This is a genomic window from Alteromonas sp. G4i13, assembly GCF_054960505.1.
Genome location: NZ_JBHNYX010000028.1, coordinates 1 through 26,917 on the forward strand (window position 1 = coordinate 1; position 26,917 = coordinate 26,917).

At 46.0% G+C, this 26,917-nt stretch carries 19 protein-coding genes; 7 read left to right on the plus strand and 12 right to left on the minus strand.

Translation table 11 applies throughout. The annotated features are described in order from the left end of the window. Positions 1-159 precede the first annotated feature (159 nt). The 4 genes from ACFI6J_RS14035 to parC form a co-directional block, all read right to left on the minus strand. Positions 160-1,887, minus strand: coding sequence for a putative bifunctional diguanylate cyclase/phosphodiesterase (locus ACFI6J_RS14035; protein ID WP_462586230.1), 1,728 nt, complete (start codon positions 1,885-1,887; stop codon positions 160-162). Then, positions 1,788-2,309 carry a hypothetical protein gene (locus tag ACFI6J_RS14040; protein WP_462586231.1) on the minus strand — a complete coding sequence of 174 codons (522 nt, stop codon included), beginning with the start codon at positions 2,307-2,309 and terminating at the stop codon, positions 1,788-1,790. The genes ACFI6J_RS14035 and ACFI6J_RS14040 overlap by 100 nt, the downstream gene beginning before the upstream one ends. Positions 2,310-2,321: 12 nt before the next feature. Continuing rightward, positions 2,322-2,858 (minus strand): heme NO-binding domain-containing protein, encoded by a 537-nt coding sequence (locus ACFI6J_RS14045; protein ID WP_014948016.1) that lies wholly within the window; start codon positions 2,856-2,858, stop codon positions 2,322-2,324. A 63-nt stretch (positions 2,859-2,921) separates the two neighbouring features. Further along, positions 2,922-5,207: a DNA topoisomerase IV subunit A gene (gene parC / locus ACFI6J_RS14050; protein WP_014975471.1), complete on the minus strand. Its 2,286-nt coding sequence runs from the start codon at positions 5,205-5,207 to the stop codon at positions 2,922-2,924. Positions 5,208-5,529: 322 nt separating this feature from the next. Here parC and ACFI6J_RS14055 point away from each other — a divergent pair, with 322 nt between their 5' ends. Further along, positions 5,530-8,658, plus strand: a complete 3,129-nt coding sequence (locus ACFI6J_RS14055) for a hybrid sensor histidine kinase/response regulator (protein ID WP_278344192.1) — start codon at positions 5,530-5,532, stop codon at positions 8,656-8,658. A 29-nt stretch (positions 8,659-8,687) separates the two neighbouring features. On the opposite strand, the gene ACFI6J_RS14060 is transcribed toward ACFI6J_RS14055, so the two are convergent. The 3 genes from ACFI6J_RS14060 to ACFI6J_RS14070 all read right to left on the minus strand — a co-directional run bounded on the left by ACFI6J_RS14060 (position 8,688) and on the right by ACFI6J_RS14070 (position 13,834). After that, positions 8,688-9,383, minus strand: a complete 696-nt coding sequence (locus tag ACFI6J_RS14060) for a DUF2982 domain-containing protein (protein ID WP_014948013.1) — start codon at positions 9,381-9,383, stop codon at positions 8,688-8,690. Between the two features lie 165 nt (positions 9,384-9,548). Beyond that, positions 9,549-12,695 (minus strand): efflux RND transporter permease subunit, encoded by a 3,147-nt coding sequence (locus tag ACFI6J_RS14065; protein WP_321825089.1) that lies wholly within the window; start codon positions 12,693-12,695, stop codon positions 9,549-9,551. Next, positions 12,695-13,834, minus strand: coding sequence for an efflux RND transporter periplasmic adaptor subunit (locus ACFI6J_RS14070; RefSeq protein ID WP_014975468.1), 1,140 nt, complete (start codon positions 13,832-13,834; stop codon positions 12,695-12,697). Before ACFI6J_RS14070 ends, ACFI6J_RS14065 begins: the two co-directional genes overlap by 1 nt. A gap of 129 nt (positions 13,835-13,963) precedes the next feature. Here ACFI6J_RS14070 and ACFI6J_RS14075 point away from each other — a divergent pair, with 129 nt between their 5' ends. The 4 genes from ACFI6J_RS14075 to ACFI6J_RS14090 all read left to right on the plus strand — a co-directional run bounded on the left by ACFI6J_RS14075 (position 13,964) and on the right by ACFI6J_RS14090 (position 18,301). Next, a complete protein-coding gene (locus tag ACFI6J_RS14075; protein WP_014975467.1) occupies positions 13,964-14,611 on the plus strand; it encodes a TetR/AcrR family transcriptional regulator in 648 nt (215 codons plus the stop codon). Between the two features lie 163 nt (positions 14,612-14,774). Beyond that, on the plus strand, positions 14,775-15,788 hold the full coding sequence (locus ACFI6J_RS14080) for an aspartate carbamoyltransferase (protein WP_014948009.1): 1,014 nt from the start codon (positions 14,775-14,777) through the stop codon (positions 15,786-15,788). Positions 15,789-15,792: 4 nt separating this feature from the next. Continuing rightward, complete coding sequence (hemL, locus tag ACFI6J_RS14085) at positions 15,793-17,073, plus strand: glutamate-1-semialdehyde 2,1-aminomutase (protein ID WP_014948008.1); 1,281 nt, start codon at positions 15,793-15,795, stop codon at positions 17,071-17,073. A 154-nt stretch (positions 17,074-17,227) separates the two neighbouring features. After that, positions 17,228-18,301, plus strand: coding sequence for an adenylate/guanylate cyclase domain-containing protein (locus ACFI6J_RS14090; RefSeq protein WP_131137941.1), 1,074 nt, complete (start codon positions 17,228-17,230; stop codon positions 18,299-18,301). 28 nt (positions 18,302-18,329) lie between these two features. On the opposite strand, the gene ACFI6J_RS14095 is transcribed toward ACFI6J_RS14090, so the two are convergent. From ACFI6J_RS14095 to glnK, 4 genes are all read right to left on the minus strand, one after another. After that, positions 18,330-19,256, minus strand: a complete 927-nt coding sequence (locus ACFI6J_RS14095; protein WP_423082909.1) for a Dyp-type peroxidase — start codon at positions 19,254-19,256, stop codon at positions 18,330-18,332. Between the two features lie 183 nt (positions 19,257-19,439). Further along, positions 19,440-21,131, minus strand: coding sequence for a gamma-glutamyltransferase (gene ggt / locus ACFI6J_RS14100; protein WP_458733446.1), 1,692 nt, complete (start codon positions 21,129-21,131; stop codon positions 19,440-19,442). 221 nt (positions 21,132-21,352) lie between these two features. Then, on the minus strand, positions 21,353-22,600 hold the full coding sequence (locus ACFI6J_RS14105; protein WP_014948004.1) for an ammonium transporter: 1,248 nt from the start codon (positions 22,598-22,600) through the stop codon (positions 21,353-21,355). A gap of 32 nt (positions 22,601-22,632) precedes the next feature. Beyond that, a complete protein-coding gene (glnK, locus tag ACFI6J_RS14110; protein WP_012516988.1) occupies positions 22,633-22,971 on the minus strand; it encodes a P-II family nitrogen regulator in 339 nt (112 codons plus the stop codon). 242 nt (positions 22,972-23,213) lie between these two features. On the opposite strand from glnK, the gene ACFI6J_RS14115 reads away from it, so the two are divergent. After that, positions 23,214-24,068, plus strand: a complete 855-nt coding sequence (locus tag ACFI6J_RS14115; RefSeq protein WP_462586232.1) for a hypothetical protein — start codon at positions 23,214-23,216, stop codon at positions 24,066-24,068. A gap of 49 nt (positions 24,069-24,117) precedes the next feature. On the opposite strand, the gene ACFI6J_RS14120 is transcribed toward ACFI6J_RS14115, so the two are convergent. Next, complete coding sequence (locus ACFI6J_RS14120; RefSeq protein ID WP_168532941.1) at positions 24,118-24,837, minus strand: AraC family transcriptional regulator; 720 nt, start codon at positions 24,835-24,837, stop codon at positions 24,118-24,120. A 228-nt stretch (positions 24,838-25,065) separates the two neighbouring features. Here ACFI6J_RS14120 and ACFI6J_RS14125 point away from each other — a divergent pair, with 228 nt between their 5' ends. Further along, positions 25,066-26,709: an endonuclease gene (locus ACFI6J_RS14125; RefSeq protein WP_462586233.1), complete on the plus strand. Its 1,644-nt coding sequence runs from the start codon at positions 25,066-25,068 to the stop codon at positions 26,707-26,709. The last annotated feature ends 208 nt before the right edge of the window (positions 26,710-26,917 follow it).

The following is a 26,917-nucleotide window of genomic DNA, read 5'->3' on the forward strand; positions in this document are numbered from 1 at the left end:
AAAGCCCGTAAGGGCTTTTTTTGTTTGTGTAAATCATAAGAGATAACCGTTTGTCCGTAGAGCGTTGATAGCGATAATCACAAACCCCAGTCTTTCTTTACTTTTTGCAAAATCGGCAAATTGCTTTCCATTGCCAAGCTAATAATAATTAAGCTTTTGCTAACGATTAGGCTCAGTAGTATGCCTTGCCAAGAACTGGTCGTAAGGCATGGGTTTATCAAAGTAAAACCCCTGCATGAGTTGAATGTCAGCCTGCTCCATAAAAGGCAAGTAAGACTCTAACTCTACCCCTTCAGCCACCACATCTATCTGCAAGCTCTTTAACATGGCAATCAAACCATTAAAAAGCGCATTGGCTTTGCTGTCTTGGTGAATACCCTGAATTAAGCTTTTATCCACCTTAACCACTTCAAACTGGAAACTTCGCAAGTAGCTAAGGGATGAAAAACCACTGCCAAAATCATCCAGAGACAGTCTAAACCCATGGTCTCTTAACGTGTTTAGTGCTCTCAATGCTGATTTTTCATCTCGAATAAAGACCGACTCGGTGAGCTCTAGCTCAATAAATTCAGGGGACACATTGTTGTCCATACAGATAGACACTGCCTGATCAGGAAACTCTGGGTCAAGCATCTGATTAGCACTGATATTCACCGACAGAGGAATGGCGTCTCCCTGCTGCGACTCCATTATCGAAATATAGTCACATGCTGCCTCCAGCGCTTGTAGGCCAATTGCGCTATCTAACTTTTGCTCTTCTGCTATGGGAATAAACACCGCTGGAGAAACTACGCCGTGCAAGCCAGAAATCCAGCGACACAACACTTCACCGCCTTTCAATTCGCCGTGTAAATCATATTTTCCCTGAATATAGAAATCCAGAAGGTGGTTCTCTACCGTTCTGCGCAAGTCGTTAACCATACTGACTTGCTGCGTCATACTCTCATAAAGGCCTGGCTCATAAATAAATGCCTGCCCTTTGCCAAGCTCTTTTGCGCGATACATTGCGGCGTCGGCACACTGTACCAAGCTCTCTAAGTTGTCACTATGCTCTGGAAATTCAGCTATGCCAATACTGGCAGACAGCCTAAGCTCAGCCGCTTTTACGGCAATTACATCCTCTTCAATTTGACTGATAAGCTGCTGCGATTTATCAGCAACATGTTCAATGTTTTGGTTGGGTAATACAGCAATAAACTCATCACCACCCCACCGGCCAACTTCGCCTATAGGGCCAAACATACCGGTAAGAAGTGCGCCAATTCGCTGAAGCTCGATATCTCCTCTTTCATGGCCCGCATTGTCGTTAACCGCTTTAAAGCCATCGAGGTCAATAAAGACCAGTATAAAGTGCTGCTTTTGTTGAACTAAGTCAGAAATAGACTCGCGCAGTGAATTACGATTGGAAAGACCCGTTAGCTCATCGTGCAGTGCCAGTTGACGTAGCTTGGCTTCATTACGCTTTCTATCGCTGATATCGCGCATTGTGGCAATTAAATAAGAAGACGTTTGCTGATAAGTTTCAAACAGCGCCACAGAGATATCGACAACCTTAATTTCGCCATTTTGCGCTTTAACTTTCGATTCAAAACGAATTTGTTTATCGATGGCTAGTTGAACTTTATCTACTTTCTCGCCAATAAATATTTGATTGAAATCCAGCCCTAGACATTGCTCTTTTACCGAGGCAGAAATTAGCTGAATGAAAGCATCGTTACACTCTGTGATGACGAGGTCAGGCGATAGCACCAACATGGGCTCTCGTGAACTTGCAAAGGCAGATGCCATTAAATGGAATGATTGTTCTGCTTTACGCTGTTGAGTAATGTCTTTTGTGGTACCAACAATTTGAAGCGCTTCAGCACTCGACCGCGCAGCCTTACCCACTGAAAGTCGTTTTCGAGCTTTAAGCGAAAGGAAAATTCTATACGGTCACGATTGCCGTGTAGCGCCATGCTCCAGTGAAACTGCAGACCGTCTAAATCGTCCTCATGTACCCGCTCTAGAAGCTCAATTAAGGTGCCTGACCAGGTAGATACACTTTCAGAATGTAGTGAGAATGAGCGAAATTCCATAATGTCATTCTCTGCCTCCCAATTCCAAAAAGACTCCTGCGACGCCCATAGTGCAAGTTCCAAATCTTTCTGTGCACTTTGGCTTTTTTGAAGCGTAGCATACAAACTTTGTGTCTTTTCTCTCAGCAAAGCTTCGGCTTGCTCTCTCGCATTTCGCTCTCGCTTTAAACGCCTTTCAAGTAACGCAGCGCGGTCGCTACCAGAAGGCGTGCTATGCGTTGTTCCATCTGACATAACATGCCTCCGTTAAACGAGAGATATACTAAATTCGTAGGTATGAGGCGTATCTAGTTGATGGGTTTCCCTTTCCAGGGTGCAGTTGTAGTGAGCTGCGGCTGCGTCCATCAAGCCTTCTGCTAAAGGATATAATTCTCTTTCAGAATAATACTGTAAGCGCATGGTATTATCGGTTCTGGATATCACCGTAAATCGGGGTAGGTCGGCGTCTGGGTAGAGCTTCTTAACCTGAACATGAATGTCGCCGTCCAAGTGCTCCAGCATATCCAACATGCCTTCTGTATTGGCCAGCACGTCGCCATGCACTGCACCTAACTTACCAAATAAGTAATAGCCGAAATCGTAGAGTAGCTCGTTAGCTGACTTACCCGTTTTCTCCACCAGCACACCTAACAGGCGTTGCATTTGTTCAAACGGGTAATAGCCCACTGCGGTATAAGCGCCGTCGTTTTCTAACCCAGCTTCCATGATGACATCGTCAGCAAACTCAGGAGAAACTTTCTCCTCGAGCATATCGATTAACGATGTAAAAACTATGCCTAGCATGTAAATTCCTCATCTAATCCCTTTTTGAGTGTAGTTCACCTAAGCATAAGAACAACTTAAACTTTATGACAAATCTTCAGATGTTTCGTCCTTGCTGGGTAAGACAACTTCAACCGTATCAACCCGCTGTAGTCCTCGCGGTAATTTATTCCCTCTTCGGCCTCTTTCTCCCTGATAGTGGGTAAGGTCGTCAGCCGTCAGTGTCATGTTGCGCTTACCGGCTCCCACTTTAATTGCGGCACCATCAGGTACAACAGCAAGCACCTTCACGTACTCTTCTCGAGATTGCGATTTTGCAGAAGGAATATTGATAAGCTTGTTCCCCTTCCCTTTACCTAAACTTGGTAAGTCGCGTAGTGGGAACATGAGCATGCGACCTTCATTAGAAATACTTAGGCACCAATCGGAGTCTGGATTTGTAACCGGTGTTGGTTTCATCACTTTCGCCGCAGTAGGCAATGATAAGTAGGCTTTACCTGCCTTGTTCTTACTCACCATATCTTTAAATGTGCCGACAAAGCCGTAGCCTGCATCAGAACCTACTAAGAATTTGCTTTCGTCTTGCGCCATAATGACGTGTTGGAATGACTCGCCACCCACTATGCTGAAGCGCCCGGTTAGCGGTTCCCCCTGACTTCGTGCAGACGGCAACCCGTGAGCGTCACAAGAGAAAGTACGACCTGAACTGTCCATAAACACGGCAGGCTGATTGCTCTTGCCTTCGGCGCTGGATAAATAGGCATCACCAGCTTTGTAGCTTAAACCTTCCGCATCGATATCGTGACCTTTCGCACAGCGTGCCCAGCCCTTTTCTGACAGCACAACAGTTACAGACTCAGCAGGTACCAGCTCTTTTTCAGACAGCGCTTTAGCTTCACCACGCTCAACAATAGGTGAACGTCTGTCGTCACCGTACTTTTCAGCGTCTGCAAGGATTTCTTTCTTAATTAGGGTTTTAAGGCGGCGATCTGAGCCTAGAAGCTGCTGGAGCTTGTCGCGCTCTTCTGCAAGTTCATCTTGCTCGCCTTTAATCTTCATTTCTTCTAACTTGGCTAAGTGACGAAGCTTCAATTCCAGAATTGCTTCCGCTTGTGTGTCACTTAAACCGAATCGCGCCATTAATTCTGGTTTTGGTTTGTCGTACGTGCGAATAATTTCGATAACTTCATCGATATTCAAAAACGCAATTAATAAACCTTCTAAAATATGCAAACGCGCTAACACTTTATCTAAACGGTATTGCAAGCGGCGCGTCACGGTATCTTTTCGGTACTGCAGCCATTCAGACAAAATCGTACGTAAGTCTTTCACCTGAGGGCGACCGTCTAGGCCAATCATGTTCAAGTTGACACGGTAGTTTTTCTCTAGGTCGGTAGTTGCAAATAAATGCTGCATCAGCTGAGTTACATCAATGCGATTTGAGCGAGGCGTAATCACCAAACGGGTTGGATTTTCATGATCCGATTCGTCTCGGAGATCGCTTACCATCGGTAACTTTTTCGCCTGCATTTGCGCGGCAATTTGCTCTAGTATCTTGGCACCAGACGCTTGGTGAGGTAGAGCGGTAATAACAACATCACCGTTTTCTTCCATGTACACCGCGCGCATTTTTATAGAACCACGCCCAGTCTCGTACAGCTTTTGAATATCAGACTTTGGCGTAATAATTTCAGCTTCGGTAGGATAGTCAGGTCCATTAACGTGTTCTAGCACATCGCTAAGCTCGGCTTTGCTGTTGTCTAACAACATGGCACACGCGTTGGCCAACTCTCTCACGTTGTGAGGAGGAATATCCGTCGCCATGCCAACGGCAATCCCTGTCACGCCATTTAATAGGATATGTGGCAAGCGAGCTGGAAGCACGCTAGGCTCGTTTAGCGTACCGTCAAAATTAGGTACCCAATCTACCGTACCTTGTCCAAGTTCATTCAGCAGCACCTCAGAGAAGCGCGAGAGCTTAGCTTCCGTATAACGCATGGCAGCAAACGATTTCGGATCATCCGGCGCCCCCCAGTTACCTTGACCATCTACTAAAGGGTAGCGATAAGAGAAAGGCTGAGCCATGAGCACCATCGCCTCATAACAGGCAGAATCGCCGTGAGGGTGAAACTTACCCAGCACATCACCTACGGTTCTCGCCGATTTTTTATATTTGGCGTTTGCATTTAACCCTAGGTCTGACATCGCATAAATGATGCGTCGCTGAACAGGCTTTAAGCCATCCGAAATATGTGGAAGTGCACGGTCCATGATGACGTACATGGAATAGTTTAGATAAGCGTCTTCGGTGAAACGTCGAAGAGGAAGTTGCTCTACCCCATCGCGATTAATGATGATCTCGTCACTCATGATAGTTTTTTCGTTTTGTTATTAATACCAATGCGCTCGTGCTAGTTAGGCTGTCGATTGTGGACAATTTAGCGCACCACTTAGTGAAAGCTCCCGAGCGTTAAAGGCTATTGTGGGGTAAACCGCAATTGTGTGCAATCCTTGAAACCAATTGTCACGACTTTTGGGGTGAACTCACTATAAGCGCTAAGGGTTTGTTTTGTTATTCTTCAAAGAGAGTGGTTAAATAGCATTGGGTGAATTTTGCCGTTCAATTTTCACCCTTACTAGTAAAAATAAAAAATAAAGCCCCTAATCAAACGGTAACTAAGTACAGATAATCATGGCTATCTTTCGCGTATTCTTTTTTCTATTTTTTGTTGTAGGTAGTTACCTGCCTTCGAATGCCAACGCGCAGCATATCGAGCAACTCTTCGATGAAGAAAGTACGCTAGATTTATCGGACTCTTTATATTTTTTATTTGAAACCGACTATCAGCTTACCATTAGCGATGTATCACGAAGGCGCAATGACTTCCTTATGCATCCCCATGACAACCCTAACTTCGGGTTCCGTAATAACGGCATGTGGTTACTGACATCGGTCGCCAACGTTTCAAATGAAAAACACTGGGTATTTTCAATAAATTTCAGCCAACTCGACAGTGTTGATTTTTATTTAGTTCAAGACGGAAAAGTCCTTAAGCAAAGCCATCAAGGAAAAGCACAAAAAGAACAGCGCTTTCGCGTTCCTACCTTCCGCGTAGAGTTGCCTGATAGCGACCCTGTCGACCTTTATATACGCATTGAAAGTCGCTCATCTAGCCTTATTGCGCCACTGAGAATACAGGCAGAACCGCTACACAGCAGCTACTTCCAGATGGACAGTTTACTATGGGGCTTCTTCTATGGCGGACTCCTCATTCTTGCTATCTACAATCTAGCGCTGTTTTTTGGTGTGCGAGAAAAGAGCCTGATTGCCTATGTAGGCTATATCCTTGCAGTTATTTTATGGCAGTTTGTGTGGGGCGGGCATACACACCTGTTATTTAGTCAGGGGATCCCTTCTTGGCTAGTAGGGCATTCCGAGTTGATTTTCGTCATCATTGGTATTAGTTCAGGCTTCTTTACCATGACGTTTTTAGAAACTGAAAAGCATGCCCCCACAGCGCATCCCGTCATTAACTTGTTACTCGTCTGCCAAGCCTTAACCGGGCTGGTGTGTTTTGTCGACCTATTACCCTCAATTTGGAAAAACAACCTGGTATACGGCGTAGGACTTGTGGCGATACTAAGTTATATCTATGCCGGGTTCGAAGCATTTTTCAATAAGTTTAAGCCCGCGCGTTACTTCATATTTGCATGGAGTATGCTCGCCACCGGCGCAGTTATAGGTATGTTAAGCCTTATCGGAATTTTACCTTCCAACGACTTCACCACCTATTGTTTTCAAGTGGGTGTTTTCTTAGAAGCAGGCCTCTTTTCATTTGCGTTAATGGAGAAAAGCAGAGGGCAACTAGAAAGCGAAGTTGAGCAGGCAACTAACGATTTACGCAATAATATGGAGCTGATTGAAGAGCAGAATGCGCGTTTAGATATTGCCCGTAAAGACGCGATAAAGGCAAGTAACGTTAAATCTCAATTCCTGGCCAATATGAGCCATGAAATTCGCACGCCGCTTAATGCTATCTTGGGATTTAGCAGAGAGTTAAACAATGCGTCGCTGCCCACGGATCAGCAAGAGCAGGTAAGAATTGTTAACACAGCCGCCGACAACCTGCTAACAATCGTAAATGACATTCTCGACTTCTCTAAGATTGAGGCAGGTAAACTGCAAATTAATAATCAGCCTTTCTCGCCCAATAAGCTGCTCGAAGAAATGGTCACTATCATGGCTAAATCTTCCCACAGCAAGCGCATCGAATTTGTATTTGATTTGCACCCGCTCCCTGAAAAGCTCATTGGCGATGTGTTTCGTATTAAGCAAGTGCTCAATAACTTGTTAAGTAATGCACTTAAATTCACGTCCAGCGGCACCATTACGTTTTCGGTGAGCGGACGCTCGCTTCCTCATGGTATTCACGAAGTAAATATTACCGTTGAAGACACAGGTATCGGAATAAGCCGACAAGACAGAAAAAAGCTATTTAACGCCTTCTCGCAAGTAGACGACGCCCTTAACCGTAATTACCAAGGCACTGGATTAGGTCTCGTGATAAGTCGAGAGCTGGTTCGCTTAATGAACGGTGATCTAACGCTAAAAAGTGTATTAGGCCAAGGCTCTACGTTTAACGTATCACTACGTATGAACCAGTTAAGCCAGAAATATGCGTTAACTAGTAGTGAAGACTGGAAAGGTAAGAACGTGGTTATTTTCGACCCGGTACCTGCAACACGTCGCTCAAGTGCAAGCATGTTATCGATTTTGGGTGCGCAGGTTACCTCTGTTGAATCACTAGATTATTTGATGTCACTTAAAGGCCAGTACGACTTTTTCATGGCAACTGTGCCGGTAAGTAAGATGGGATTGCGGGATACCTATTTAAGTCGTTTTGTACAATTCCCTGCGCAAAAGCGCATACTTTGGTATTCCGGCCCTGAACCTTTTGCGCAATACCCAAGCCTGTCGCAACATTTCCATTCACAAGCGCGTATGCCGATGACGCTTACCAAGTTAGATAGCCTGGTGCACCACCATACAACGCCAGCTAAAAATGCGATGCAAGAGAAAATAGGCACGCTACCAAAAGCTAAAATTCTTGCCGTTGATGACATGGAAATGAATCTTAAACTGCTGCATACGTGGCTCGATCATTCTCCTGTCGAGCTAACCACAACGATCAGTGGACAAGACGCCGTCAATCAGTGCCAGACTCAAGAGTTTGACTTAATTCTCATGGACGTGCAGATGCCAGGCATGGACGGACTGCAGGCCACCCGAGAAATTCGTAAATCACCGTTGAATATGGGTACCCCAATAGTGGCAGTGACAGCCCACGCGTTTAAAGAAGAGCAAGAAAGATTGCTTGCCTCTGGCATGGACGATTACTTACCTAAGCCTATTGAGGTTGAGCTACTTATTACGCTTATCAATTCGTGGTGCCACAATGTTGAGCCCGGTGAAATCGTCTTTCCCTCTATCGACTGGCAGCTAGCACTTAAACGAGCGAATCAAAATCAAGATACAGCAAAAGAAATGTTAGACAGTTTTATTGCGTTACTGCCCGAAACTATCGAGACACTTTCGGCGCTTTGGGACGAGCAAGATTACAATGGGCTTAAGACCGAAGTTCACAAACTACACGGTGCGTGTTGCTATACAGGTCTGCCGCGCATGCAGCATTTAGCCAACGAAACAGAGAGCTCACTTAAACTTGGTCAGCACAAGTTAGTCGAGGAAAACTTACCAGCCCTTATTGCCGAAGCCAAGAAAGTGCTTAACGAGAGTAAATTGAAGGACAGCCGCAGCTAGGCGAATAAAGTCTAATTGCTACGATGAGCTTAGCTGGCTTCAGAAGACTGCCTAGCTTTCTGGCACTGAGCAATAAGTCCTGCAAACTCGCTGGCATCCCTATCTAGCTCTGAGCTCGCGATAAAAATATCATACCCAAGGCGCTTTCTTAGCTCTACCATACGATGTGCCAGCATAGCTTTAATGCCTTTAATGATGGTCCCGTCTTCCATAACGTACTGCTTATCGTCAAACATAGATTGCTCATAACAGCTTCCAGAGGCGCAATTCTCATCTGTGTTCTGCATTAGCAATGGCCGCTGCTCCATTAACAAGTGCGTTGCAAGCCGTGGTGAAATCGTATTGAGGAAATCCGTGTAACTTTTGATTTTGAAACCGATGGTTTCAAGGGGAATATGCTCCAGCCCATGGCGAACACGGGGGCAATCTGCGCGCAGCAGGTTGTCCCAGTGAATACGCCAACTGCCCAGACGGTGGCGATAAGTAATATAGTCTTTGGCTATTTCCAAACTATAGTCGGGCTCACGAATTTTGAAGTACCCTACGAGCAAGCACACTAACGCGGCACTGGTGATGAAAATCCCCGCTAAGAACAGCCAATCGGGAAGAAAGGCTAACCACAGTGCCGCAACACACAAACCGATACAGCCCAGCACCAGGCTGGTAATACCGTTACTTTTCGAGGCTGCTCGGATATAGATTGGTTCGACACTAGTACCAGACATAAAAATACACCACCAACATGATTACGGCCCAAACGATATAAAGTCTCATGCGTTTACACTTAACGCAGTCGGTTTGCCACCAACGCAAAAGAGGATTTGATTTTCGCATACGCTAAGTAAGCCAAATTTATACGTGGGTTAAAAAGGGATAGTTTAACCGTAAAATTATGCCAATGTGTGATTTCTATAACGGTATCGTTGAAAAGCCGCCACTATAGTTGGCGTAAAGACTAACGACAAGATTACCGAGAACCCTACTCCACCAGCCAGCACCACGGCCAACGGCGGCCAAAAGCTACCTTCACTGAACAATAGCAAAGGAATCAATCCACCTACCGTTGTGAAAGTAGTCGATAAAATATGGCGGCTACAGCTCATGGTTTCTTCAACAATAGCTTTCGTGTCTCCCTGCTTTGCTTTGGGGTTCGCGTTGATAGCGGCAATGACCACTATCGATCCGTTGATTGCTACGCCAATAAGGCCAGCACAACCTAGCAGCGGATTAAACCCAACCGGCAATCCAGATATCCAAAGACTGAACATACCCAGCCCTACAGAAAGTATTGCCACTAATCCGATTACACCCGCCATGCGCAAGCTGGTAAAAGTCAGAATGAGCGTAGTTACCATAAGAACCAACAGCACTGGCGCATAGGTCGCTAATTTACCTAATGCTTGCTGCTGTTCATCAGCGTCTCCCGCTAAATGAATACGATATCCTTCGGGAAGAATTAATCGACTTTCGAGCAGATCTCGCAAATGGTTACTTGCATCAATGGCCGGAACACCAGGAAGCAAAAACGCCTGAATACGGTTGAGTCTTTCACCATCGAGACGCGTGATACTGCTGGTTGCAGGCTGAAGCGTTAAGTTTGTTACAGCAGCAAGTGGCGACCAAGAAATAGCATTGTCTCCTGCAACCGGAATTGGCATGGCGTCTACGCCCGTTACATTTTGTCTATACGCCTCGTCTAGCCTTACGCGTACAGGAATTTCTTCTGTGCTTTCCAAAACAGAACCACCAGTAATACCTGAAAAGTTTATCTGCATTTGATTGGCAAGCTCGGAAAGCGTAAGCCCCAAGTAAGACAGGTTATCGCTGTCCGCGTTTATTTTAAGCTCGGGTTCTCCCATTGAAACGCTGGTTATAGACTGAGAAATGCCGTCGACTTCAGACATTAACATGCGTACTTTGTCGCCTAGGTCGTTCAACACATTCAGATCAGGGCCGAAAATCTCTACCTCAACAGGCGCCGCAATAGGCGGACCCTGCCCAAAGGCTCGCACTACAATTTGTACTTCTGGATACGCGCTATCAAGCTCTTGTTGTAGTTTGCCCACTAGCGCAACAGCGTCATCCACTGTATCTGTCGACACCACAGCATTTGCGAAATAAGGCATGTTGTCACGCGTCATCATCTGGTTGTAGTACACCGACGGCGCAGAGCCCCCGACTAACCAACTAACTTGTTTCACGCCTTGCTCACTGCGAATAGCACTATCTATTTTTTTAACATAGCTCGTTGTGTTGTCGATACTGCTCCCTTCTTTGGTCCACAGGTACACTTCGAACTGGTCTCTATCTGCACTTGGGAAAAACACATTGGCCAAGGTGCCCGACAATACAAAACCCGATAAACAAAGGATGGCAATAACCGGTAATACCAAAATTGGCTGTTTAACCCATCTACCCAATTGCTTTTTAAAAGCGAGACTGAGCTCTGGCGTTTGTAATCCCACTTTCCACCACGCCTTCGATGCTGTTTCATGTTGCGAACTATTGTCGTGCTTTGGCAAAAATCGGGCAGCGAGGGCTGCAATGATAGTAAGAGAAATAAACAGCGAGCCAATAAGCGCCATCACCACGCTAATGGCAATCGGGCCAACAAAGTCTCCAATGTTTCCGTCTAAAAGAAAGATGGGCATAAAGCCTAAAATGGTCGTCAGCGTTGAAGCCAGCAGCGGTACAAATAGATGTGAAACGCTTTTGGCCATAGCACCTACTCGCGTTAAATTGGGATCTTGTAAATTAATGCGAATTTCATCGGTAATAACAATGGCATTATCGATAAGTAAACCAATGGCGATGATCATGCCAAAGATAGACATTTGGTGAATTTGCTCGTCGTAAAAACTTAAAGAGAACAAGGCAAAAGCGGCGCATAAGGGAAGTGCCAGGCCCACAATCCACGCAGCACGAAACCCCATGAAAAGTAGAATAACCATCATGACCACGGCGCACCCCATAAGCAGGTTCATCGATAAGTCAGCAAGGCGAGTAGCGGTATATTCGTTTTGCTCAAATGCAACGGTCGCGGTTAAGGTTCCGCTGAAGTCTTTATTGAACTGTTCCACTACTGCTAATGCATTTTCTGTCCATACATCAGAACGCAGTGAGGGCTGCATACGCGCTGCCACAAAGATAGACTCTTCACCATTTAGAAATGCCACTTCGTTGCGAGGGGTAGTGAAACTGCGCTCCACTGTAGCGACGTCTTCTACCCGTAAGTAGCGGCCTTGCTCGTTAACTAAGGGAATTGAAGCAATCATGTTCACGCCATTTAAGCCCTCTCCCACTGTAAAGCGCAAATTACTTTGCTGGGAGTTAAGCATACCGGCAGGTAATTTGGGGTCGGCGCGGCTTATTAAATTGCTTACTTGCTGTAAGGTAAGACCCGTTGCGGCAAGCTTAATAGGGTCGATATTGACGCTAATTTCTTCCTGCGGTGCGCCGTATACACGCACTAGCTCAGTGCCGTTAACGTTTCGCAGCCTGTCTGTAAGTTCTTGAGCCAAACGCGCGGTGAGTGTAATAGGGGTATTGTCAAAGTGGTCTGCTCGCACAGATAGCAATAAAGTGAACGCTGTCGCGCCGCGCTTTTCATCGAAAACTGGCGCCATTGCACCTTCAGGGAATGACTCTGCGGCAGCGCCAATGGCATCGCGAATTTCGCTGAATAATTGTTCGTTACTTGAATTGTTTATCCAGTCTTGCGTTTCTATAAGGATAATGGAGATACCAGCACGCGACGTGGACTTCACTTCCTTTATTTCAAATATTTCTCTAAGCCTGTCTTCAAGCACATCACTAACCAAAGCCTCTACCCGTTCCGCCGATGCGCCTGGGTATTGAGTAATGATTAATGCGTTTCGCGTATCTATTCGCGGGTCCTCAATACGCGGCAGAGAGCCTAATGCTGACAACCCTGCTGTGACTAGCACCAGAAGACTCAGTATGAGTAAATGCCCTCGTCGGTAAAATAAGGTATACCATGGATAAGATTTATCTGAGCCGAAGTTAAATGACTTCATTAGCGTGCCCCAGCTTGATGTTGACTGGGGATTGATACCATTTGGCCAGGTGCGAGTTTGTGTGTACCTTCGCTTACGTAAACCTCTCCATCTTTAAGCGCTCCGCGCACAAACGCGTTGTTTCCGTCGGTATATACAACTTCCACTACACGGGCTTCAAGGGTGGCGTTTTGCTCGTTTGATAAAACAAATACGCGCCACAAACCGCGCAAGCCGTTGCTTAGCGCGTTAACCGGCAGCCAACTTCCGGTCTCAGAGTGAGAACGAAATCCAGACAAAATAGCCATGTCACCGGGGCGTACCCGCTCATTACTATTTAATGTCACTAAAATATCAATGGTTCGCGTTTGCACATTGCGAACAGGTAAGCGCTGTGTAACAGTACCCGCCACATCAATATCCCCGACGCTAACCAGCACCGGCTCATTAAGGTCAAACTGATCCACAACATCGGCAGGTACCGCGAAACGAGCCTGATAATTCTCTATGCCCGTAATTCCAAACACGGGGGTTCCAGCGCTAACTACACTACCTTCATCAAAAAAGCGTCGATTGACTACGCCATCGAAGGGAGAAATAAGGGTCGTTTTTTCTATTTCTACATTCAGTGATTCAAGGGCGGCCTGCATTTCACTAACTTGTGCCTTAGCGACATTGAGACTTGCCTTGGTTTCGTCTAGTCGCTGTGCTGATTCTAGCTTTTTCTCAACCAACGACGTGGTTCTTTCGCTGTTTACTCTAGCAAGCTCAAGGTCGGCGTTTGCACGCTCAAGTGAGGCTTGAAGCTCTCGTTTTCTGGCATTGAGACGCTGAATATCTTGGCGGGCTAGAACATCTCCCTTGCTTACTACATCGCCCTCTTCAACAAGTAATGTATTGACTTGCCCTGCCATATCGAATGAAAGCGAAGTGGCCCGCGGGGATTCGATTAGCCCAAAAACATTGATTGGAGTTTCAAAGCCCGATTGAATTTTAACTGTTCCAGTGGACACTGCAACGGGAACTCTTGCCTCTGGCGTTTGTGTCGCATTGCCAAGACCTGCTGTCATCAAAAGAATGACCAACGCTGCAGTAAAAACGGCAATAGCGATAATAAGTGAGAGTTTGCCACTTTTAGAAGGCGTCGTTGCAGCAGTCATAACATTTCCTTTAACCAGTTTAGCGTTTGCTCTGGGCTATATTTGCATACTTATTGTGCTATGCTAGTATATAAATACTAGACCGTCCAGTTTGATATTTAAATATTCGTCAATAAAGTGAGAACAAACGTGGCTACCACTCGAAAGCAAGGCCGACCTAAGAGCGAAGAGAAATACCATCTTATATTGCATGCAGCGTCTTGCCTGTTCTTAAAAGAGGGCTTTGCCAACACATCTATGGACACTGTGGCTAAAGCCTCTGGTGTGTCTAAACAAACGGTCTATTCTCATTTCGAAGGAAAAGATGCTCTTTTTAAAGCGGCAATCTCTTCGAAATGCAGATCTTACCAACTCGACACCCAGCAACTTATCGACGCCACTTCAGGTTCACTCTCACTATTAGAATGTTTACGAAAAGTTGGCTGTCAGTTTGTGCGACTATTACAAGATCCTGAAGCCATTGCTATCTTTCGAGTAATTATAGCTGAAGCGGTAAATAGCCCCCATGTGGCAACACTTTTTTATCAGGCTGGGCCCGAAGCTTCCCTATCTACATTGAGTGATGTCATAGAGAAGTTCGGAGAAGGTAGCTTAAGCCGTGATATCGCCCAACAGCTGGCAGTAGATTATTGCGCCCTGCTTAAGGGGGAATATCACACCATGATGCTGTGCGGCATACAGTCTCCGCTTCAAGACGAAGCGATCACAGCCCACGTAAATAGCGCAGCTGAAAAGATCCTTTTACTCTTTACCCACTATACTCAGCAACACAATTAGCCGACATCTGCGCACATGCACACTTGCATTTTGATTTGTGGAAAGCCCTTTTCAATAAAACGCCAAACTGAGAAAAACGTAAGGCAAGATTAACGTTGCGCTAATGACTTAACCCCAGCGGTATTATAAACTAGCGCCGTTTTCGTTGATGATTGAGAAGCGCATGTCTGACTTTACCGGTAACCACATTCTTTCGGTTAATCAATTCGATCGCGAGGCCATTGAGAAAGTGTTCTCAGTTGCCAATTCCATGCAACCCTATGCCAAACGACAAAAGCGCACAACCGTGTTAGATGGCGCCATTCTCGGTAACCTCTTCTTTGAGCCAAGTACCCGTACGCGAGTTAGCTTTGGTACCGCATTCAACCTTTTAGGTGGTGAAGTTAGAGAAACCACCGGCATGTCGAGCTCTGCGCTGGCTAAAGGTGAGTCATTGTACGACACAGCCCGTGTGCTGAGCGGCTATTCCGACATTATTGCAATGCGACATCCTGCGGCGGGTTCAGTGGCAGAATTTGCCGAAGGTAGTCGTGTACCTGTTATCAACGGTGGTGATGGTGCAAACGAACACCCAACCCAAGCACTGTTGGACTTGTTCACGATTAAACGTGAACTGGAATACAATGGTCACGGCATTGACGGCTTACACATCGCCATGATTGGTGATTTGCGTTACGGCCGAACAGTACACTCTTTATCTCGCTTGTTATGTTTGTTTAAAAACATTCGCTTTACGCTCATTTCGCCAAAAGAACTGGCCATGCCTCAGCCCATCATAGACGCCATCGAAAATGCGGGGCACCAGCTTACGATTACCGATACCCTTGAAGGGAATATGGATGCGGACATATGCTATCAAACACGCATTCAGGAAGAGCGCTTTCCTTCTCAAGAAGAAGCCAACAAATACCGAGGTAAGTTCCGCCTTAATCAGTCGATTTACACGAAACACTTTCAGTCGAAGACCGTTATCATGCATCCACTTCCACGAGATTCACGTATGGAAGCCAACGAATTAGATAACGATCTAAACCTTAATCCAAACCTCGCCATTTTTAGACAAACCGACAATGGTGTACTTGTAAGAATGGCATTGTTTGCGCTTACTCTGGGTGTAGAAAACCTTCTCACTAAGTACGAGCGTGACGTTGTTTGGTACAGCAATAAGAGTAAGTAATTACATGCAAAAATCTGAAGCCCTATTTACCCGCGCCCAAAAAACCATTCCTGGTGGCGTAAATTCACCCGTTCGCGCTTTTAAAGCGGTAGGCGGTACACCTCGCTTCATCACGAAAGCTGATGGCGCTTACATGTGGGATGCGGATGGTAAGCAATATATTGACTATATTCAGTCTTGGGGCCCTATGGTTCTAGGTCACAATAACGCCCAAATTCGCGAAGCGGTTATTGAAGCGTCATATAACGGCCTGTCTTTCGGTGCACCTACCGAAGCTGAAGTGATCATGGCTGAGTTGGTTAGCGAACTGGTTCCATCTATGGAAATGGTACGCATGGTGAACTCTGGTACAGAGGCCACCATGTCAGCTATTCGCCTGGCTCGCGGCTACACGAGCAGAAACAAAATTGTTAAGTTTGAAGGCTGCTACCACGGGCACGCCGACTCACTGCTAGTGAAAGCGGGCTCAGGGGCGCTCACCCTTGGTGTACCAAGTTCACCAGGTGTTCCAGCAAATGTTGCTGAGCATACGCTTACCGTTGAATACAATAACCTAGACAGCGTAAAAGAAATCTTCGAAGCCCATGGCGATGATATTGCGTGCATTATCGTTGAACCTGTCGCAGGTAACATGAACTGTATCCCTCCTGTGGAAGGCTTCCTTGAAGGACTTCGCGCTATTTGTGACCAATATGGCAGCGTATTGATTTTTGATGAAGTAATGACAGGCTTCCGCGTATCTCGCGGCGGGGCGCAAGAGCGTTACAACATCAAACCAGACCTGACTTGCTTGGGTAAAGTCATTGGCGGCGGCATGCCAGTGGGCTGTTTTGGTGGCCGTCGTGACATTATTACTCACATAGCACCGACAGGGCCAATTTACCAAGCGGGTACGCTTTCTGGTAACCCAGTAGCAATGGCTGCAGGTCTTGCTGCTTTAACGCAAATAAAGCAGCCTGGACTTTACGATTCAATTTTCGAAAATACGCAAACGCTAGTGGATGGTTTCCAAGCCCTTGCTGACAAACACAATATTAGTCTAACTACTAATATTGCCGGCAGTATGTTTGGGATATTCTTTACTGACGTAGAGAAAGTCACGAACTACAAGCAAGCAATTAACTGTAATACCGAGCAATTCAACAAGTTCTATCACGGTATGCTAGAGCAAGGCGTTTACTTAGCACCTGCATCTTATGAAGCGGGCTTTGTTTCCAAAGCGCATGACGCTGCAGTCATTGAGCAAACCCTTGCTGCAGCAGATAAAGTGTTCTCAACGCTTTAAGTTAATTCCTTTCTGGTAATTTTTGCACTAATACGCCCACCGTGGCGTGTTAGTGCCTCTTCTTCATTGCTTCTCTCATACGTAACGCTTGAATTCCTCGCGGGCTAGATTATTAGCCTTCATTTAAAAGCAGTTTATAGGTGTGGTGTTATCAATGGATTGGCAGTTTGGCGCTATTTGCGCGCTTTTTCTCTACAGTGTCGCTATCACAATTTTGCACGTAAGGCGCAGCCGTCGGTTTGCATACAGAGCTAGCCAATTTAAACGTCGGCGTCATGTCTCCACCACTGTCGCAAAAAACGACGATGAAACGCACTTTCACACAGCTGCCGATGAGGCCCAAAGGCTTACACAAACCTTTCAAAAATTCATTCCAAAGCAGTTTGTGGAGCACATGTCGAATTCTGACGTAGACGCGCTGGGTCTTGGCTATGCGGCTGAAAACGACGTTGCGATTATGTTTTGCGATATCAGAGGCTTTACCGGTTTTTCTGAACGTATTACGCCACAAGAGTTGATGAACTTTCTTAATTCTTATTTCACCAGAATGAACGATCCTATTCATCAAAACCACGGTTTTATTGATAAGTTCATGGGCGACGCCATTATGGCGCTGTTCGATCATCGCGAAGGATCTTCACAACAAAAAGCTATGGATGCGGTTAATGCTGCGCTCGACTTACGCAAAGCGCTGACAATATATAACGGCCATAGAAAGAACAGTAACTACGAACCAATTAATATGGGAATAGGTATCCACTTTGGCCCTGTTATTATGGGTACGGTGGGTTCAGAAGATAGGATGGATACCACCGTCATTGGCGATAGTGTAAACATTGCTTCTCGCTTAGAAGCTTTAACACCCAAATACGAGGCGGATATTATCGTCAGTGCCCAAGTTCTTCAGACCATAGGGTCTGGCTTCCCAATTAAAACCCGCTTGCTTGACTGGGTAAGAGTGAAAGGACGAAAAGCGCCAATTGAAATATACGAGGTGTTAAGCCACCTTTCAGAGAGTGAGCAGGAAAAGAAGTTAGCGGTTCAGACCAAGATTGCCGCAGGTATCGCATGCCGTATAAATCAGCAATGGGACGAGGCCATTTCTTTTTTTGAGACCGCTGTCGCTATGAGCCCAAACGATTCGCTAGCGCATCATCACATAGATGTTTGTCGAATTTACAGAAGCGTCGATTTTAAGGAGGATTGGGATGGTGCGCTAGTCTACTAATCCCAATGGCCATAAGCGACGGTTAAATTTAGGACTCAGATAACTTAGCCTGCTGGCGAATAAAATTAATGGATGGCGCGAAAAACGCAGCACCTGTTTCAGCACTGGTAAAGTCCAGCCATCTGTCATAATCGCCTTCACCGTTGCCGTATATTTGGCTGTGGAGCATCTGTTTAAATGGCCGCGCACTGGCACTACAGCTTACAAAGAATAAACCTTGGGAGGCCATATCACCGTATGGCATGCCTTGCTTAATTAGCCTTGGTTCGTCGCCATCGGGCGCAACAGTGCTTGCCCTAACACAATGCGAAGATTCAGACTGTTCGCTACTTTCCAAATTGTGTTCTTGCGTGGTGCCCATCACTTGTTCTTGCTGACGGCTTGAAAGACTATTCCAGCGCCTTAAATCGTGGCGATAGCGTTGTATGTGAACATAGCTGCCACCGCTAAAATCAGGGTCATCTTCGCCAATAATGCCGACTTGTCTCCGCTTCATGCCACGTGGATTATCTGCGCCATAGAGAAAACCATTGAGGTCACGGCCATCTAAGTACCTAAACCCTCTTATTTGCTCTACCAGTTCTACATGAATACGCAACAAATCCATCACTTCAATGCCAACCGCATGGCAAATATCCAGCCTATCAGCGCGAATTTGAATGAAGAGATCGCAAGGCATGGTGGGGGCACTTCTATCATCACACTGCATATCAGGAAAAGGGGCAAGCTCAACAGGTATCAAACCGGGGTATACCTCAGCCCAGTAACCGGTGCCAATAGCGACAACGCCGGTTACCATGGCTTCATAGTGCTCATTCTCAAAATGCTCGAATATATCCAGCACGCGAGATAGTTTGGCGCGTACGGCTTGGCTATCGTCATCAATGACGTTCAGTAATAAATACTGTGCATGTAAATTTGGCTCAGCGCAGAGGCCTTTTTGTGGTTGTGTCATTGCCGCTCTTGTTGTTATTAACGCCTTGTTCTGACGTTTCGCTGCTGGCGATCATTCGCCGCGCTTTGTTGTGCGAACCTTATCGTAAAGTGTAGCGGCTGCTTCAAACTTTGAAACCCTTTAAAGCGAAGCAGCAAACGGGGAACAAATTAACTCCGCCGCCTATTATTTACACTAGTGTGCTTAATAGCCCGCGGCTTGTCCATCTTTTCGCGTTTCTGAAGCGCCAAAATAGACACCTTTCTGCTCGTCCCAAGCGATGGCCTGATAGCCACCGAACGCGCCTACCACGCGTTGAAGCTTATGCCCCCGCTCCATGAGCTCTCGCTGAACGGTTTCACTGAACCCTGATTCTAAGCTCACATAACCACCATCAGTCATCAACGCGCCCGTTGGGCTACTTGACCCACTGTGCAGTATGCGTGGAGCATCCCCCGCTTCCTGCAAATTCATTCCAAAGTCGAGAATGTTTACAATAATTTGTGCATGCATTTGAGGCTGAGTTCCACCGCCCATCACGCCAAAGCTCATCACTGGCTTACCGTTTCTGGTTACAAAAGCCGGGATAATGGTGTGAAATGGACGCTTTCCCGGGTGATATTCATTAAAGTGCCCTTCTTCAAGGGTAAACATCTCACCTCTATTTTGAAGAATAAAACCTAGCCCTGGAGGTGTCATGCCTGAGCCCATTCCGCGGTAGTTACTTTGAATTAAGGACACCATATTGCCCTCTTTATCAGCAACGGTCAGATAAATGGTATCCCCTTCATAAATACCCGCATCAACGCGATTCGCTGCGCGTTCATTATTTATGAGCTTCTGGCGCTTAGCGGCATACTCTTTCGAAATTAACCAGTCGACAGGAATATCATTGAAGTCTGGATCTGCATAGAACTTAGCGCGATCTTCGAAGGCGAGCTTCTTGGCTTCAACAAAGGTATGGATGTAGTCTGCTGAGTTAAACCCCATTCCTTCGATATCATAGTGCTCAAGCACATTGAGAATCTGTAGTGCCGCTATGCCTTGTCCGTTGGGCGGAAGTTCCCACACATCATACCCGCGATAGTTAGCAGAAACGGGCTCTACCCACTCCGAGGTATGTGACGACAAATCCTGGTATGACAAAAAGCCGCCTTGAGACTTCATGTAAGCATCGATAGTGCGTGCGATATCGCCCTTATAAAAAGCATCTCGCCCGCCTGTTGCAATCTTTTCATAGGTCACGGCTAAGCCAGGGTTTTTAAAAACATCGCCTTTTTGCGGTACTTTCCCGTCGATAAGAAAAGTCTCTGCGAAGCCGTCATAATGACCTATTCGCTCTTGATTCATCTGCCAGTAATAGGCAATGACTTCTGAAACAGGAAACCCCTCACGGGCATATTTGATAGATGGGGTAAGCAGCGCAGACATGGGCAGCTTGCCAAATTTTTCGTGTAGTGCAAACCAGCCATCTACAGCGCCAGGGACAGAAACGGGTAGCGGACCAAATTTTGGAATTTGATGCAAGCCACGCTCGGCAAACACCGCTTTGGTTAACTGTCTGGGTGAACGGCCAGAAGCATTTAAGCCGACTAGCTTCTCTTTTTTTGCATCCCACACAATGGCAAATAGGTCGCCGCCAATACCGCTGCCTGTAGGCTCAACTAAACCTAACATGGCATTGGCTGCAATAGCTGCATCAACTGCACTGCCGCCTTGTTTTAAAATATCCAATGCCACTTGCGTAGCTAATGGTTGGCTTGTTGCTGCCATGCCGTTCTTTGCAATAACTTCTGAGCGACTTGCAAAGGGTTGCCCCGTTATTCTGTCATAGCCCAAACAGCTGATACTAAAGAAAGCCAGTATCAAAGGTAGAAGTCGCACACTTGCAGTCATAACCGTCCTTTTACTAAAACGTTGCCGATAATAAATCTAGCGTTAGTTTATCGATTCATAGTGTAGCGTTATTGTCACATTACGCCTAGGCTCTTTTCCTAAGCTCAATAATGGTCTTAAAACACATTGCATGAAACGAAAAAAGCCCCGCATTAGCGGGGCTTAAACGAAGTAATAAGGCATTATTGTTATTGTTGTTTCGTTGCCTAATCGAGACTCTCTTACGAACGGCTGCTTGTGAAGTCTGGGTATGCTTCCAGACCACATTCGCTCATGTCTACGCCGTCGAATTCTTCTTCTTCGCTCACACGTACACCCATAACCGCTTTAATCACTAGCCATACCACTAGGCTCACTACGAATACCCATACAAAGATAGTCGCTGCACCAATTAGCTGACCAGAGATGCTTGAACCATCGTTAGTGAAAGGTACAAGGATAAGACCTAGAAGACCTACCACGCCGTGAACTGAAATTGCGCCCACTGGATCGTCAATCTTAAGCTTGTCTAGTGCAACAATGCTAAGCACTACTAAAATACCACCAAGGCCGCCGAACAAAGTAGCTTGTAATGGTGTAGGTGTTGAAGGCTCTGCTGTAATAGCCACAAGACCGGCTAGTGCGCCGTTAAGTACCATAGTTAGGTCAGCTTTACCGAATAGAATGCGTGCTACGATAAGTGCAGCAATTGCACCACCAGCAGCTGCAGCATTTGTGTTCATAAATACAATCGCTACTGAGTTTGCACTTTCAACAGTTGCAGTAGCCAGTACTGAACCGCCGTTGAAGCCAAACCAACCCATCCACAGGATAAATGTACCTAAAGTTGCAAGCGGTAAGTTTGCACCTGGAATCGCGTTTACTTTACCGTCAGCGGTGTATTTACCCTTACGAGCACCAAGCACAAGAACACCAGCAAGAGCAGCAGCTGCACCAGCCATGTGAACAATACCTGAACCTGCAAAGTCAGAGAAACCAAGGTCGCCAAGCGTATACATACCGAATACTGCTTCGCCGCCCCATGTCCAAGCACCTTCCATTGGGTAGATGAAGCCCGTCATAACAACTGCGAACGCTAGGAATGCCCAAAGCTTCATACGCTCAGCTACCGCACCAGATACGATAGACATTGCTGTTGCAACAAATACTACTTGGAAGAAGAAGTCAGCAGAAGGTGCATATGTTGCTGGCTCTTCAGCGACACCTGTTGCGCCATCAGCCATGATACCGCTTAGGAATGGACCCCAGTCGCCGCCACCGTACATAATGCCGTAACCGCAAATCATGTACATAGTGCAAGCGATAGCGAATAGCGCCACGTTTTTAGTTAGAATTTCTGTGGTGTTTTTCGCTCGAACAAGACCTGCTTCAAGCATCGCAAAACCTGCAGCCATCCACATAACCAGTGCACCGCAGATTAGAAAATAAAAGGTATCTAGCGCATACCCAAGTTCAAAAGTGATTTCCATTATGGTTTTCTCCGCAAATATATCGTTGTGGCTTACAGCGCGTCGCTATCCGACTCACCAGTTCGAATACGAACGGCGTGTTCAAGGTCGTAAACAAACACCTTGCCGTCTCCAATTTTGCCTGTTTTGGCAGCGCCAACGATGGCTTCTACCAGGCGCTCTACTTGATCATCCTGAACAGCAATTTCCAGTTTGACTTTAGGTAGAAAATCCACCTGATATTCCGCTCCGCGGTAAAGTTCAGTGTGTCCTTTTTGACGTCCAAAGCCCTTCACTTCGGTCACGGTCAAACCGTCGATACCGATTTCTGAAATGGCTTCACGAACATCATCTAGCTTGAACGGCTTGATGATCGCTGTGACTAGTTTCATGAGTTGCTCCCAGTTTGTTTTGGTTATTCTGTGATTTATGGTCGTGTTTCCAACTATGGGAAGATAAACCAAGAGCCATGCCACAAATGATTAGCCAAATAAATCAAATACATACAAGCAAACGCTTCATGAACGCACAAAAATAATGCACACTAATGGTGCACTGTTAAAAATTTGCCCAATTTTGAAGCGGTATGAGGTTGCGGTAAGGTGAGAGGACTAAAAAGTGCGATGAAATTAGGATGGAACTATTCGATAGGGCCCATGGTCTGTTGTTTACTATGACGACTATCACCCCATCTTTCTTTGCGCCTGAGCGCAGCATTGAACACCATTCCGTTGCAAAGAAAACGGCGTGGCGCCCACTATTAATTTCGGGCTGTGCACATGTGTTTGGGATCATCGTAGTGGTCATACTTTCTCAAATGGGCATCAACAACCAAAAAGCACGAGTAAATGTTTTGGAGCGAACGCAGGAGATAAGCGCCAGACTGTACTATCCCCCCGTTCCACGCCCTTCTGCCCAAGCTAAACCACAAGAAACTAAACCAATCGATGTTTCCCCTAAAAGGCAAGAAATTGAGTTGAAGCCTGACGCAACCAAAGCGACTGAAGCACTTGATAGTAAGAATGAAATTGTAGAAAGCCCCGCGCCCAAGCAGCAGAAAAATGCTGAGCCCGATACACAGCAGGTACCCATTGAAAGTAAGCCGACTAGTACACTGCCGTCGCCCACTTTATCAAAAGACGCAAATCGGCGCGCAGGCTCGTTGAATCTGTCGGTAAAAGATGGCGCCGCCCTCTATTTTGAAAAGTATCACAGTGACAAAGTCGCTGAAGACGCAGAACAAGCAGCAAAAGCATTTCAAGAGCGTAAAAATAGTCCTGTTCTTAGCGGGCCAAGCACACAGCAAATACAAGCTAATGAAAATCGACGCCCTTCAAAACGCGTAAACTGTAGCAGTACGACCAATAAAACTTTGGCGTTATTGAGTGGAATTGCTGGTGGAACCTTAGAATGCACCAAAATGGACGACCACAAACGTTTTATAGAAGCCAGAGTCAATAAACTTCCTAAAGACGAAGAGATTAACTAGCCCTCTCTATCAACGATTTACCGTCATGTGAGGTAAGCCCTTATCACAGTCACTTTCTTTTGAAAAACTTAGGGGGTCGCCCGAAATACGCTTTGAACCGGCGACTGAATGCTGCAACATCTTCATACCCTGTTAGCTGAGCTATACCCAACATTGGTGTATCGGTATTTCTAAGTAGTGCTTTGGCCTTTTCCATCCTCACTTTTACAAGGTAATCTCGTAAACTATGCCCGGTGGCTTCTTTAAAGCGTGTTTTGAATTGCGTTGTTCCCATGCAGGCTATCCGTGCTAACTCCACCTGTGTAAAGCCTCGGGCAAGGTCGCGATGAATATGGCTTAATACAGGAGTCATTCGCTTATCCATGCTGCATCCTTTCAAGGATGTTTCTAGCAAGGTTAAAAATAGCGCCAGTATTTCTTCATGGCCTTGGTCAGCAAACTGGCTAATTTGAATCTCTACAAACGATAAAAACGCCTGTAATGCGGACGTTACCTGAAATATTGGGTGCAACCTGTCATTTAAATTAACTGGCACATACTCCAAGTCCGCCACAATAAATTTTGACAGTTCGTTAGCGCTAAAATAATGGATCTCATTCGGCGCTATGCATACGCCTTCGCCTACGCCTACTCGCCCGCTAAAATTATCGATTTCTATCAAGATATGTCCGTTGATGGGCAGCACTAACTGAAAGTAGTTGTGTTTATGGCGGCACGTTTGCTTCGTATATGAGCGTACGGATAGCGATGGAATTGGGCTGTCAGTCACTTTATTGCTCCCAACAGTCCATAATAGGTAGTACTGATCTTTTGCCTAACTCACCGTTTATTTGCATCTATTTCCTTGCCGTTAACTCAGTACTCTCTGCCGTTAGATTAAGCACTTTTATTCATTTTGTCACAAATACGTGCAATATTTGATACGTCTAGGAAGGCGTCGAACACTACGTTTAAGGAATAAATATACATTTAAAATAAAGACAATAACGGAAAATAAATGAATATAAACTTACGTCAAATAGTCGGCTTGGCAGGTGCGTTGTTACCCGCTATCGCCATGGGTCAGGTCTCCAATGGAGACTTTGAAACATGGACGTCTGGCGCACCTAATTCATGGTCAACTATCGACTCCGGCATTAGTGTAGCTGAAAACTCGGTCTACTCATTCTCGGGAAGCAAGTCTGCTGCAGTTACCGTCAATACGACAACGCAAGGTTCAACTGACTTCCGTCAGACAATCAATGTAACCGCCGGTCAAAATTATGAATTTTCAGTGAGGCTATATCACACTGAAGGTGCTGTAAAAGCACGCCTATATGTAGACGGTTATCAAGGTTATTCTGACAACTCATTAACTGGAAACTGGCAACAGCTTACTTTCTCTTATTCCGCTACAGCGTCAAAAGAGATTGAGGTGGGGTTACGCTTTTATGATCAGGCGGGCTTTGATGGGTCAGAAACCGTCTATGTAGACGCATTCGAGCCGACTACGCTTGGGTCAGGTGGCAATAACGGCGGTGGAAGCACGTGTGCTAGCCATTCAGGCGTTTTGAACTTAACTACCGACAATTACGGCAGCGAAACCAGTTGGCAAATAACTAACGCAAACAACCAAGTTGAAGCCTCTGGCAGCAGCTACGCTAGCAACCAAAGTTATACTGAAGCGGTTTGCCTTACTGATGGAGAATATACCTTTACCATTAGTGATGCCTATGGCGATGGAATTTGCTGCTCCTATGGCTCTGGCAGCTATAACTTGCTAATAGAGGGCGTGTCTGTTGCTAATGGCGGCTCTTTCGGCGCGAGTGAAAGCACCAGCTTTAGCGTTGGTACAACGAGTGGCGGCGGCAGTGGTGGTGGTTCATCAGAACTCACTGGTTACTATGCAAGTGCCAACGGTCTGTCAGGCTATGCGTTAAAAACCGAGCTTTACAACATTATCAAAAATCATAATACACAAAGCTATGGCGACCTTTGGACATTCTATATTTCATACACAAGCGACAGCTACTATGAAAATGACGGCTCCATTTTGGACATGTATTCAGAAAACCCAAATGGTAGTGACGCTTACAGCTACACGGCTGGTTCTGACCAGTGTGGCAGCTATAGTGGAGAAGGCAGTTGCTATAACCGCGAACACGCCTTCCCGCGCAGCTGGTTTGGCGGTGCAGTCTCGCCGATGAATACTGATGTTCATCACGTTTTTGCAACCGACGGCTACGTTAACGGTCGCCGAAGTAGCTATCCGTACGGTGATGTCGCAAGTGCTACTTATACGTCATCGAATGGTTCCAAACTGGGCGCGGGCTCTTCTGCTTCTGGTTATACAGGCACCGTTTTTGAGCCCATCGACGAGTTCAAAGGTGACTTCGCTAGAGCGTATTTCTACATGGCGACACGTTATGAAAACGTCATTGCAAATTGGGAAACGGATAGCACCTATGGCGACGCAGTGTTGAATGGTACGAGTGATCAAGTATTCGAAAGCTGGTTCTTAACTCTGCTTTTAAGCTGGCATTCTCAAGACCCTGTAAGCCAAAAGGAAATCGATAGGAATGACGCTGCCTTCAATTTCCAGAACAATCGAAACCCTTTTGTTGATCATCCAGAACTGGTAAACAGCATTTGGGGTAATTAACTTCAACATGAGAAGAGCACGAGCGTGCTCTTCTCAACTCACACTTCCTCTGAGTTCGCCTTTTCTGTTGGTGATAGCCCTGAAAATTGCCTAAAACGAATTGTGATTTATCGGCATTATTCCTGATTGTATATCACCCATGTTTTAAGTACGCTAAGCTGCTATTTACTGGGGATTACTCTAACTGTAATACATAACAAAGGATATT